General features: G+C 73.0%; 8 protein-coding genes. 4 read left to right on the top strand and 4 right to left on the bottom strand.

The genetic code is table 11. The annotated features are described in order from the left end of the window. The first annotated feature begins 224 nt into the window (after positions 1-224). Positions 225-1,979: a PucR family transcriptional regulator gene (locus N6H00_RS30320; protein WP_268975013.1), complete on the top strand. Its 1,755-nt coding sequence runs from the start codon at positions 225-227 to the stop codon at positions 1,977-1,979. 124 nt (positions 1,980-2,103) lie between these two features. Then, positions 2,104-2,985: a hypothetical protein gene (locus tag N6H00_RS30315; protein WP_268975012.1), complete on the top strand. Its 882-nt coding sequence runs from the start codon at positions 2,104-2,106 to the stop codon at positions 2,983-2,985. 803 nt (positions 2,986-3,788) lie between these two features. On the opposite strand, the gene N6H00_RS30310 is transcribed toward N6H00_RS30315, so the two are convergent. Next, positions 3,789-4,448 carry a GntR family transcriptional regulator gene (locus N6H00_RS30310; RefSeq protein ID WP_268977164.1) on the bottom strand — a complete coding sequence of 220 codons (660 nt, stop codon included), beginning with the start codon at positions 4,446-4,448 and terminating at the stop codon, positions 3,789-3,791. 374 nt (positions 4,449-4,822) lie between these two features. On the opposite strand from N6H00_RS30310, the gene N6H00_RS30305 reads away from it, so the two are divergent. Continuing rightward, positions 4,823-5,983 (top strand): DUF2637 domain-containing protein, encoded by a 1,161-nt coding sequence (locus tag N6H00_RS30305; protein WP_268975011.1) that lies wholly within the window; start codon positions 4,823-4,825, stop codon positions 5,981-5,983. Between the two features lie 136 nt (positions 5,984-6,119). On the opposite strand, the gene N6H00_RS30300 is transcribed toward N6H00_RS30305, so the two are convergent. Further along, positions 6,120-6,536: an ATP-binding protein gene (locus N6H00_RS30300; RefSeq protein WP_268975010.1), complete on the bottom strand. Its 417-nt coding sequence runs from the start codon at positions 6,534-6,536 to the stop codon at positions 6,120-6,122. Between the two features lie 252 nt (positions 6,537-6,788). Between N6H00_RS30300 and N6H00_RS30295 the strand changes: the two genes are divergently transcribed. Then, entirely contained in the window at positions 6,789-9,986 is a 3,198-nt protein-coding gene (locus tag N6H00_RS30295) for an alpha-mannosidase (RefSeq protein WP_268975009.1), read from the top strand. Positions 9,987-10,105: 119 nt separating this feature from the next. On the opposite strand, the gene N6H00_RS30290 is transcribed toward N6H00_RS30295, so the two are convergent. Both N6H00_RS30290 and N6H00_RS30285 read right to left on the bottom strand, forming a co-directional pair. Beyond that, positions 10,106-10,507, bottom strand: coding sequence for a VOC family protein (locus tag N6H00_RS30290; RefSeq protein WP_268975008.1), 402 nt, complete (start codon positions 10,505-10,507; stop codon positions 10,106-10,108). A 129-nt stretch (positions 10,508-10,636) separates the two neighbouring features. Next, positions 10,637-12,379, bottom strand: a complete 1,743-nt coding sequence (locus N6H00_RS30285; RefSeq protein ID WP_268975007.1) for a pyruvate dehydrogenase — start codon at positions 12,377-12,379, stop codon at positions 10,637-10,639. Between the last annotated feature and the right edge of the window lie 35 nt (positions 12,380-12,414).

Raw genomic sequence — 12,414 nt, 5'->3', positions numbered from 1 at the left:
CTTTTCGCGTCGTCGGCGGGCGGGGCGCGGGCATCGGCCTCCCCGGAACCCTGCACCCGGCTCCAGGCCAGTAGACCGAGGCGTGGGCCATCTGGTGCAGTCACCGAAGGCATGAAGCAATTGGCTGGCCAGCGGGCGGGTCTTGTAGATTCGAACGAACGGCGGGGCATCGAAACCCCGCGGTATTCGACCGGCAACACGAAGACGAGATCGGCTGGCCTCACATGCGGCTGCGCACACTGCTGGAGAACGACGCCCTGGGGCTGCGGCTGCTCGGCGGCGAGGCCGAGCTGGACCGTACCGTGCGCGGCGTGATGACGACCGATCTGCGCGACCCCAGCCGCTATCTCTCCGGCGGTGAACTCGTGCTCACCGGGCTCGCCTGGCGGCGCGAGCCGGAGGACTCCGAGCGGTTCGTCCGCATCCTGGCGGCGGCCGGGGTGGCGGGTCTCGCGGCGGGTGAGGCGGAGCTGGGCGATGTGCCCGAGGACCTGGTGCTGGCCTGCGGACGGCACCGGATGCCGCTGTTCTCCGTGGTCGAGGACGTCGCGTTCGCCACGATCACCGAGCATGTGGTGCGCCAGGTCTCCGGTGAGCGGGCCGGGGACCTCGCGGCCGTCGTCGACCGGCACCGCCGGCTGATGACCCCGGGGCCCGCGGGCGGCGGCCCCGAAGCGGTCCTGGACCTGCTCCGCTCCGACCTGGACCTGGCCGCGTGGGTGCTCTCCCCCACCGGCCGCCGGATCGCGGGCCCGGCCGCCGGGGCGGCCGCGGAGCCACCCGCCGCGGTCCGCGCCCAGCTGGCCGGCGAGCATCTGGCCGCCCGGCGCGCCGGGCGCCGCGGCCCGCACCGGGTGACCGGCGCGGACGGCGTGACGTACTCCCTCTTCCCCATCCGCGACGGGGACACCGGGGACGATGTGCGCGAGACCGTGCTGTCCGACTGGCTGCTGGTGGTCGGCGCGGACGCCGACGAATGGCCGGAGGAGCGGCTGGACCTGCTGCACGGGGTCACCCAGCTGATCGCGGTCGAGCGCGACCGGCGGGACGCGTCCCGCACGGTGCGGCGCAGGCTCGCCCAGGAGGTGCTGGAGCTGGTCCGGACGGGCGCGCCGCCCGCCGAGATCGCCGCCCGGCTGCGGGTGGCCGCCCCGGTGCTGCTGCCGGGGCTCGGCACGGCACCGCACTGGCAGGTGGTGGTGGCCCGGGTGGAGTGGGACGCCGGTCCGGAGCAGGGCGGTCCGGAGCAGGGCGGCCCGGAGCAGAGTGGTCCCGAGCAGGGGGACGGCGCGGACGGGGGCGCCCGGGACAGCGGCCGGGCCGCCCAGTCGCTGCTGGAGGAGATCCTGGTCGACCCGTGGACGTCCGGCCCCGAGCCCTCGGACCGGATCGCGGTGGCGCACTCCGACGGCGAGGCGGTCGCGCTGGTACCGCTCCCGGCGCTCACCGACGGACCGTCGGACCACGTCACGGACCACACCGAGGGACTGCGGGCCGACGCGCTGCTCACCGCCGTCCGGGAGCCGCTCTCCCGCGGCCTGGACGGCGACGGCCGGCTGACCCTCGGCGTCAGCGCCGCCGTCCACTCCGCCGACGGGCTGCGCGGCGCCCTGGAGGAGGCCCGGCACGCCCGGCGCGTCGCCGCCGCGCGCACCGGGCGGGTCTGCGCGGCCGGACATCAGGAACTGGCCTCGCACGTCCTGCTGCTCCCCTTCGTCCCGGACGATGTGCGGCGCGCCTTCACCGCCCGGCTGCTGGACCCGCTGCGCGCGTACGACCGGCGCCACCGGGCCGAACTGATCCCGACCCTGGAGGCGTTCCTGGACTGCGACGGCTCCTGGACGCGCTGCGCCACCCGGCTGCATCTGCACGTCAACACGCTGCGCTACCGGATCGGCCGGATCGAGCAGTTGACGGGGCGTGAACTCTCACGCCTGGAGGACAAGCTGGACTTCTTCCTCGCCCTGCGGATGAGCTGACGCCCGGCGGGCGCGGCCCGATCACGCGCCCCGGGCATTCCCCCCTTCGCACCAAGACACCGTCACTCTTGCCAGGGGTTTGTGAATTCTTTCACACCAACCTCTTGGCCGGGCGCGCGCATTCATGCTGAGATTCGCCCACGGCTTCCGGCTCGATGGCGCGCTTGGGGAGGGCAATGTGGCGGACACCGCCATGTCACCACCTGGATCGTCAGATTCCCATTCCGAGGCACGGGCGGGGCGCGCACACGACCCGCTCGTGGAAGACCCACTCGATACGGCGGTGTGGCGGCTGCGTTCGCGCGGCCTGTGGAAGGACGCCGCCGAACTGCTCACCCCGCGCGCGGCGAACGACGCCGCGGCCGCGCTCAAGCGCGGCGCCGTCCTGATCGAACGGTGCATGTACACCGCCACGGGGTGGGACGCGGCCGAGGACGCCCTGCGGGCGGCGGAGGCGCTCGCGCTCACCGACACCGAGCGGGGCGCGACCGCGTGCGAACGCGGCTATCTGGCGTACGCCTCCACGCTGCTCGGGGTGCGGGACCGGGCCGATGAGGCGCGGACCGCGCTCGGCCGGGCCGCCGCGCTGCTCTCACCGGACTCCCCGATCCGGCCGCTGCTGGACTTCCGGCGCGGGCTGATCTCCCAGCACCTCGCCCACAACCCGACCGGCGCGCTGGCCGCCTTCCAGCGCGCCCACGCGGGCGCGGCGACGCACGGCGACACCCTGCTGCGGTCGTTCACCTGGCGGCATCTGGCCGCCATGGCGGAGGCCGACGGCGAGCTGAGCGACGCGCGCCACGGCTTCGCCGAGTCGCTGCGGATCCGTGAGGAGCTGGGCTATCTGGTCGGCATCGCCCCGGCCCTGGCCGCCCTGGCCGATGTGGTGCCCGACCCCGAGGAGGCCACCCGGATGCGCACCGAGGCGGCCCGGCTGGTCCGCCTGCTGGGCGGCGTCCCGGTCTGGCTCGCGGAGCAGTTAGCCCCCACGGACCCCCTCGGCTGACGCGCCCCCGCCCCGGCCCCGTCCGGGCGGGGCCCCGGGAACCCCCACGGCGCCGCCGGCCACTCGCCCACCCACCGGATCCGGCCGTTCCCCCGACCCCGCGACGGGGCGACCGACGACGGCCCCGGGACCGGTCGGACGGCCGGGGCCGGTCGGACGGCCGGGGCCGGTCGGACGCTCGGGACCGGTCAGACCGTCGGGACTGGTCAGACCGTCGGGACCGGTCAGACACTCGGAGTCGGTCAGGCACTCGGAGTCGGTCAGACGCTCGGGACCGATCAGACGGTCGGGGCCAGTCAGACCGTCGGGGCCGATCAGACGCTCGGGGCCAGCCAGGCCGTCGAGACCGGCCAGACGGTCGAGGCCAGCCAGACCGTCGGGGCCGGTCGGACGCTCGGGACCGGTCGGACGGTCGGGGTCAGTCAGACCGTCGGGGCCGGCCAGACGGTCGAGGCCAGCCAGGCCGTCGAGACCGGCCAGACGGTCGAGGCCAGCCAGACCGTCGGAGTCGGTCAGACGCTCGGGACCGGTCGGACGGTCGGGGTCAGTCAGACCGTCGGGGCCGGCCAGACGGTCGAGGCCAGCCAGGCCGTCGAGACCGGCCAGACGGTCGGGGCCAGCCAGACGCGGGCCAGACGCTCGGAGTCGGTCAGACCGTCGGAGTCGGTCGGACGCTCGGGACCAGCCAGACCGTCGGAACCGGTCAGACGGTCGGGGCCAGCCAGACGCGGGTCGGACGCTCGGGGCCGGCCAGACCTCGGAGTCGGTCGGACGCTCGGGACCGATCAGACCGTCGGGACCGGTCAGACGGTCGGGGCGAAATGGGCGCGGGTGAGGGATTCCACGGTGTCGAGATCGCGGGCGGTCAGGGCGTCGAGCAGGGCCATGTGCTCCTCCGCGTCCGCGACGAGGTCGGCGGTGCGGGTCACCCGGCCGCAGGCCAGCGGCCACTGGGCGCGGCGGTGCAGATCGTCGGCGACGATCACCAGCTGCTGGTTTCCGGCCAACCCGAGGACGGTCTGGTGGAAGGTGCGGTCCGACTCCAGGTAGGCGGCCCGGTCGCCCTTCGCGGCGGCCGCCGCCGTCGCCTCGGCGAAGGGCCGCAGCCCGGCCCAGCGCTCGGGCGCGATCGCCTGCGCCAGGCTGAGCAGCACCGGCACCTCCAGCAGCGCCCGCACCTCGGCGAGCTCGGCCAGCTCGCGCTCGCTGCGGCGGGAGACCCGGAAGCCCCGGTTGGGCACCACCTCGACGGCGCCCTCCCCCGCGAGCTGCTGCATGGCCTCCCGTACCGGGGTGGGAGAGACGCCGAAGCGCTCGGCGAGGACCGGGGCGGAGTACACCTCGCCCGGGGTCAGCTCGCCCCCGGCCAGCGCGTCCCGCAGGGCGTCCAGGATCTGGCCGCGCACCGAGTGGCGGCGCGGGGACCTGCGTCCCGCGGGCACACCGGAGGCCAGCGGCCCCATCGCCGCCGGTGCTTCGGACTGCTTCACTCCGGTCCTCCTGACGTTCCATCGAAACGATATGCGCCAGGGCGCGCCCGGGAAAAGCCTGTAAACGGCATTTAAGGCGGCGGTAACGTTGCGCCTCGTACACGACCGTACGCCGACAGGCATGGTGATCAGCCGGATTACCCGCGATCAGGTTCCGTGAATACAATCAAGCCGCTTGCACAGCGCGAGTGTTCGGACCGTATCGCACCTCACCGCGTGTCCCCCCGCACACTTGGCGGCCTCTTGTCCCAAAACCGCTCGAGGCCCGACAGGAACCCGCCAGGATGTCGCGCGCGGTAGGCCGCACTGCGGCCAGAACTTCATGAAAGCCAATCAAGGGGCACCGGATGAGACTGACCGACATATCGCTGGTTCTGCCAGTCGTCGTGGCGCTCGCCGGCGTCGTGGGGGCGGCCGTTGTCCTCGCGCGCGGACGACGTAAGAAGGACGAGGGCGTCACCACCGACTCCTGGGAGCGCAGCGAGGAGCGTCGGCGCCGTAAGGAGGCCATCTACGGGATGGCCTCCTATGTTCTGTTGTTCTGCTGTGCCGGCGTGGCCGCCGCGCTCTCCTTCCAGGGCCTGGTGGGCTTCGGGCGGGAGAACCTGGCGCTGACCAACGGCTGGGAGTACCTGGTGCCGTTCGGGCTCGACGGCGCGGCGATGTTCTGCTCGGTGCTGGCGGTGCGGGAGGCCAGCCACGGTGACGCGGCGCTCGGCTCGCGGCTGCTGGTGTGGCTGTTCGCGGGTGCGGCGGCCTGGTTCAACTGGGTGCACGCGCCGCGCGGCGGGGGCCACGCGGGCGCCCCGCAGTTCTTCGCGGGCATGTCGCTCTCGGCGGCGGTCCTCTTCGACCGGGCCCTGAAGCAGACCCGCCGGGCGGCGCTGCGAGAGCAGGGCCTGGTGCCGCGGCCGCTGCCGCAGATCCGCGTCGTCCGCTGGCTGCGCGCTCCGCGTGAGACCTTCGCGGCGTGGTCGCTGATGCTGCTCGAGGGCGTGCGGACGCTGGACGAGGCGGTCGAGGAGGTCCGGGAGGACCGGCGCAAGAAGGAGAACGACCGCATCCGCCGGCGCGACCAGGAGAAGCTGGACCGGGCCCGGATCCGGGCGATCAACCGGCAGCACCGGATGTGGGGCCGGCGCGGCGGCCGTCAGGTGGAGGTCACCGCCGCCACCCCGCCGCCCGCGCAGCTCAGTTCGGAGCCTGCTATAGAGGAGAAGGTGCTGGAACCCGCCGGAGCCCCGGAGCAGGCTCAGCTGTCCGCCGCCTCCCCCCGGCCCGCCCTGCGGTCCGCGGGCGCGGCCGAGTCCGGGACCGGCGTCCTGGACCGCGACCGGGACAATGAGCGCGAGCGGGATTTCAGCTTCGGCTTCGGTGAGAAGGACAAGGACGCCGAGGCCGACCGTCCCCGCACCATCGATCTCACGGCCGAGGACGACACCCTCACCATCCCGCGGCTGGACTCCCTCGAGGAGAAGCTGGCGCAGATCGAGCGCGCCTTCGGCTGAACGGGCGGCCAGGGCGGGGACACCGGTCCTCGCCCGCCGCTCGGCGGGTCCGTAACGCCTCACGCGTCCGCGGCGAACCCACGGCGACCCGTGGAGGGCGCCCGCAGACGGCGTCCGCACCGGTCGCGGAGCGCGGCTACGGAACACCTTCGGCTTCGAGTTCGAACCACAGGACCTTGCCCACCCCGTGCGCCCGCACGCCCCAGGCGTCCGCGAGCGTATGCACCAGCAGCAGTCCGCGCCCGGACGTGCTGTCCTCGGCGGGCCGGTCGCGCAGCGTCGGGTGCCGGGAGACGAAATCCCGCACCTCCACCCGTAATCGGCCGGTGACGCGCGCGCCCGGCCCGTCCCCTGTCGAGGCCGTGATCTGCGCGCCGCGGTCGGTGTGCACCAGCGCGTTCGTCACCAGTTCGCTGGTGAGCAGTTCGGCGAGATCGGCCCGGCCGGGCCCGCCCCAGTGCCGCAGCAGCCGGCGCAGCTCCGCGCGGACCTCCGCGACCGCCGCGAGATCGCCGTGCGCCAATCGCTTGGTCAGGACCGGGCCACGCTCCACCGGGACAGCCTCCGCAGCCTTCGCCCTCGCATCCGGCCGGCCGTGTCCGCGCACCCGGCCGGGCCGTACAGGCTGACGCTTCATCCTCCCCCGCCCCGGCCGCCCCATGGCGGCGGCCAGCGTCGAATGTCGTCGAACACGCTCACGGAAATGCATGCCCGCGTGTTGCCGCCCACACACCGCGGGAAATGTTGGGAGTGATCCGCGGAGTGATCCGCTGAGTGATCCACCGAGCCCGAGCCGAGGAGCCGTATGCACGACGACCGATCATTGGTGGAGGGGCGCCTGGACCGCGCGCTGCGCCAGTTCATCAGGCCCGCCCAGTACACGGCCCGGGTGCCGCTGGGCCTGTCCGCGTGGCGGGTCCCCGGTGAGCCGGTGCCGGTCGCGGAGGCGCTGGCCGGCACGTACGAGCCGTTCGCCGCCGGCACGGACTGGGGCAGCCCGTGGTCGACCTGGTGGTTCCGGCTGGAGGGCACGGTGCCCGAGGCGTGGGCGGGGCGGCGGGTGGAGGCCGTCATCGACCCGGGCTTCACCGACGACGCCCCGGGGTTCCAGGCCGAGGGGCTGGTGTACGACGCCGAGGGCGTGCCGATCAAGGGCGTCCATCCGCGCAACCGCCATGTCCCGGTCGCGGCCCCCGCGGCCGGTGGTGAACCCGTGGCGCTGCTGCTGGAGGCCGCCGCCAACCCCTCCGTGCTGCGCGACGGCTTCACCCCGACCCGGCTCGGCGATGTGCTGACCGCCGGTGACGAGCCGCTGTACCGTTTCGCCTCGGCGGAGCTGGCCGTCCTGGACGAGACCGTCTGGCATCTGGTCCTGGACATCGAGGTGCTGTCCGAGCTGATGCGCGAGCTGCCGCCGGACCGGCCGCGCCGCCATGAGATCCTGCGCGCCCTGGAGAACGCGCTGGACGCGCTCGACCTGCACGACGTCCCCGCCACCGCGGCCGCCGCCCGCGCCGAGCTGACCGAGGTGCTCAGCCGTCCCGCGCACGCCAGCGCGCACCGGGTCTCGGCGACCGGGCACGCCCATATCGACTCGGCGTGGCTGTGGCCGCTGCGCGAGACGGTGCGCAAGGCGTCCCGGACCTTCGCCAACGTCACCGCCCTCGCGGGTGAGTACCCGGAGCTGGTGTTCGCCTGCTCACAGGCGCAGCAGTACGCCTGGGTCAAGGAGCACCAGCCGCACATCTGGGAGCGGATCAAGAAGGCCGTGGCGGACGGCAACTGGGCGCCGGTGGGCTCGATGTGGGTCGAGTCGGACGCCAACATGCCCGGTGGCGAGGCGCTGGCCCGGCAGATCGTGCACGGCAAGCGGTTCTTCCTGGAGGAGCTGGGGGTGGACACCGAGGAGATCTGGCTGCCGGACTCCTTCGGCTACACGGCGGCCTTCCCGCAGCTGGCCAAGCTGGCGGGGGTGAAGTGGTTCCTCACCCAGAAGCTGTCGTGGAACCAGTCCAACAAGATGCCGCACCACACGTTCTGGTGGGAGGGCATCGACGGCACCCGGGTCTTCACCCACTTCCCGCCGGTGGACACCTACAACGCCCAGTTCAGCGCCGCCGAACTGGCCCACGCCGAGCGGAACTTCGCGGACAAGGGGCTGGCGACCCGCTCGCTGGTGCCCTTCGGTTACGGCGACGGCGGTGGCGGCCCGACCCGCGAGATGCTGGAGAAGGCGCGGCGGCTCGCTTCCCTGGAGGGCTCGCCGACCGTACAGATCCAGCCACCTTCGGCGTTCTTCAAGGAGGCCGAGCGGGAGTACGCGGCCAAGGCGCCGGTGTGGTCGGGCGAGCTGTATCTGGAGCTGCACCGGGCCACGTACACCACCCAGGCCAAGACCAAGCAGGGCAACCGGCGGAGCGAGCATCTGCTGCGCGAGGCCGAACTGTGGGCCACGGCCGCCGCGCTGCACGCCCCCGGCTACGCCTATCCGTACGACGACCTGGACCGGATCTGGAAGACGGTGCTGCTGCACCAGTTCCACGACATCCTGCCCGGCTCGTCGATCGCCTGGGTGCACCGCGAGGCCCGGGACACCTACGAGAAGGTGCGCGCCGAGCTGGAGGGAATCGTCGCGGACGCGGTGGCGGCCCTGGGCGGCGACCGGCCCGCCGTGCTCAACGCCTCGCCCTACGAACGCGAGGAGATCGCCGTCCTGGACGCGGAGACGGCGGCCGCCCTGCCGTCCGGGGCCCCGGTCCAGCCGCTCGGCGACGGCCGTACGGCGGTCGCGGTACGGGTCGCCGGGCTGGGCGCGGCCCCCGTCGGCGCCGCCCCGCAGGGGGCCACCGCCCCCGCCGGGGCGCCCCAGGGGGCACCGCCGGTGACCGCCCTGAGCGACGGTCAGTCCATCGTCCTGGACAACGACCGGCTGCGGGTGACCATCGACGCCGACGGGCTGCTCACCTCGGTGCTGGACCTGGACGCGAGCCGTGAGGTGCTGGCCCCGGGCGCCCGCGGCAACCTCCTCCAGCTCCACCCCGACCACCCCAACCAGTGGGACGCCTGGGACATCGACCGGCACTACCGCCGCCGCCACACCGACCTGACCGACGCCGAGTCCGTCGAGCTGATCGAGTCCGGTCCGCTGCGCGCCACGGTGCGGGTCGTACGGTCCTTCGGCGCCTCCCGCATCACCCAGGAGCTGACGCTGGCCGCGGGCAACCGCCGCCTCGACATCGCCACGGAGGTGGACTGGCAGGAGTCGGAGAAGGTCCTCAAGGCGGCGTTCCCGCTGGACATCCACGCCCGGGTGTCCACCGCGGAGATCCAGTTCGGCCATGTGGACCGCGCCACGCACACCAACACCAGCTGGGACGCGGCCCGCTTCGAGATCTGCGCACACCGCTGGCTGCGGGTCGCCGAGCCCGGCTACGGGGCCGCGGTGCTCAACGACTCCACGTACGGCCACGACGTGACCCGTACGGCGCATGACACGCGCGGCGCCACGGCCGGTGACCCGGCCGGTGACCCGGAGGGGGGCGAGGTGCTGGGCACCACCGTGCGGCTCACCCTGCTGCGCGCCCCGCACAGCCCCGACCCGCAGACCGACCTGGGCGTCCACCGCTTCCGCTACGCCCTGCTGCCCGGCGCGGGCGTCGCCGAGGCGGTCGCCGAAGGGCTCGCCCTCAACCTGCCGCTGCGCACCCTGCCCGCCGGACCGGCCGAGCGGGCACCGCTGGTGACCGTGGACAACCCCGCGATCACCGTCGAGTCGGTCAAGCTCGCCGAGGACCGCAGCGGCGATGTGGTGGTACGGCTGTACGAGTCGCACGGCGGCCGGGCGGCGGGCACGCTGGTCACCGGCTTCCCGGTGCTCGGGGCGGATGTGACGGACCTGCTGGAGCGCCCCCTCCACGAGGCCCCCACAGGCCCGGCCGGCCTCACCCTGGCCCTGCGCCCCCACCAGATCCTCACGCTGCGGCTGCGGCCGGTGACCGGCTGACGACGAGGGCTGACGGGGACTGACGGGGGGCTGAGGGGGCTGTACGACGGGCGGTCGTCCGCTGCGGGCCGGCCGGGCGACCGTCCGCCGCCTCATCGGCACCCGGACGCCGTGCGGCGTCAGCGGTCCTCGTACCGCTCGAGGGCGTCCGGGGTGACGGGGGCGAAGAAGTTGACCATGTTGCCGTCCGGGTCCCTGATCAGCAGCGAACGATTGCCCCAGGGCTGTGTGGTGGGCTCGTTCACGATCTCGACGTCGGACTCCTTGAGCCGCTCGTAGGCCAAGTCGACATCGGCGACGCGGAACTCGACGATCACGCTCTGGTTGGCCGCCGGCCGGGGCGCCCGCGCCCCGAGCCCCCGTACCGTCCGGGTGCTCGCGAGGGCGAGGGTCGCGCCCGGTGTGATGATCTCGGCGAAGTCGTCCGTATGCCGCTTCGCCACCACGCCGGTGGCCTTCTCGTAGAACTCGACGATCCGGGCGACGTCCTCGGTGATGACGCGGATCGAAGCGAAGTGCATGGCGTGCTCCCGTGAGGTCTGAATGTGCTGTGAGACAGACCGTACGGTGGATACCGGACAGAAACCGCCCGCTTTTATCAGGGCACGTTTTTCTCAGGGGCGGGCGGTTTTCTCAGGGGCGCGGTTTTCTCAGGGGCGCGGTACGTTGCGGAGGTTGGAGCGGGCCATCTGGACCATCCTGCCGACGCCTCCCTCCAGCACCATCTTGCTGGCCGAGAGCGCGAAGCCGGTCACCATCTCCGCCTTGATCTTCGGCGGGATGGACAGCGCGTTGGGGTCCGTGACGATGTCCAGGAGCGCGGGCCCCTTGTGGTGCAGTGCGGCGCGCAGCGCGGATCGCAGGTGTTTGGGCTTCTCCACCCGCTCGCCGTACACCCCGGCGGCGCGGGCGATCTGGGCGAAGTCGGGGTTGCGGTAGCCCGTGCCGTGCGCGGGCAGGCCCGAGACCAGCATCTCCAGCTCGACCATGGACAGCGCGGAGTTGTTGAACAGGATCACCTTCACCGGCAGGCCGTACTGGACCAGGGTGAGGAAGTCGCCCATCAGCATGGTGAATCCGCCATCGCCGGACATCGAGATCACCTGGCGGCGGCGGTCCAGGAACTGGGCGCCGATCGCCTGCGGCAGCGCGTTGGCCATCGAGCCGTGGGTGAAGGAGCCGATCATCCGGCGGCGGCCGTTGGGGGACAGATAGCGCGCGGCCCACACATTGCACATCCCGGTGTCCACCGTGAAGACGGCGTCGTCGGCGGCCTCCTCGTCCAGCACCGAGGCCACGTACTCCGGATGGATCGGGATGTGCTTGTCGACCCTGCGGGTGTACGCCTTGACCACGCCCTCCAGCGCGTCGGCGTGCTTCTTCAGCATCCGGTCCAGGAAGCGGCGGTCGGTCTTCGGACGCACCTTCGGCGTCAGACAGCGCAGCGTCTCCCGGACATCGCCCCAGACGGCCTGGTCCAGCTTGGAGCGGCGGCCCAGATGCTCGGCGCGGACGTCCACCTGCACGGTCCGCACGTCGTCCGGCAGGAACGCGCCGTAGGGGAAGTCGGTGCCCAGCAGGATCAGCAGATCGCATTCGTGGGTGGCCTCGTACGCCGCGCCGTAGCCGAGCAGACCGCTCATCCCGACGTCGAACGGATTGTCGTACTGGATCCACTCCTTGCCGCGCAGGGCGTGTCCCACGGGCGCCTTCACCAGTTCGGCGAAGGCCATCACCTCCTCGTGCGCCCCGGCACAGCCCCGGCCGCAGAAGAGCGTCACCCGCTCCGCCTCGTTGACCATGCGGGCGAGCCGGTCGATCTCCGCGTCACCGGGGCGCACGGTGGGCCGGGAGGTCACCAGGGCGTGCTCCTCGGCGCGCTCGGGCGCCGGGCGGGCGGCGATGTCGCCGGGGAGGGCGACCACGCTGACCCCGCTGCGGCCGACCGCGTGCTGGACCGCGGTCTGGAGGACGCGGGGCATCTGCTGGGGGTGGGAGATCAGCTCGCAGTAGTGACTGCACTCCTGGAACAGCCGCTCGGGGTGGGTCTCCTGGAAGTAGCTGGTGCCGATCTCGCTGCTGGGGATGTGCGAGGCGAGGGCGAGGACCGGGGCCATCGAGCGGTGGGCGTCGTAGAGCCCGTTGATCAGATGGACGTGTCCGGGGCCGCAGGAGCCCGCGCAGGCGGCCAGGGTCCCGGTGAGCTGCGCCTCGGCGCCGGCGGCGAAGGCGGCGGTCTCCTCGTGCCGGACCTGGATCCACTCGATGGCGGAGTTGCGGCGGACCGCGTCCACCACGGGGTTGAGGCTGTCGCCGACCACCCCGTACAGCCGCCGCACACCGGTGCGCACCAGGATGTCCACGTACTGCTCCGCCACGGTCTGCTTGGCCATCGCGCACCCTCATCCCTTTCGTCCTGGATCGATGA

This window comes from Streptomyces sp. S465 (assembly GCF_026898115.1).
Lineage (GTDB): Bacteria > Actinomycetota > Actinomycetes > Streptomycetales > Streptomycetaceae > Streptomyces > Streptomyces luomodiensis.
The sequence above is the reverse complement of the archived record's forward strand: the minus strand, read 5'-3'. Positions and strand labels throughout refer to the sequence as shown.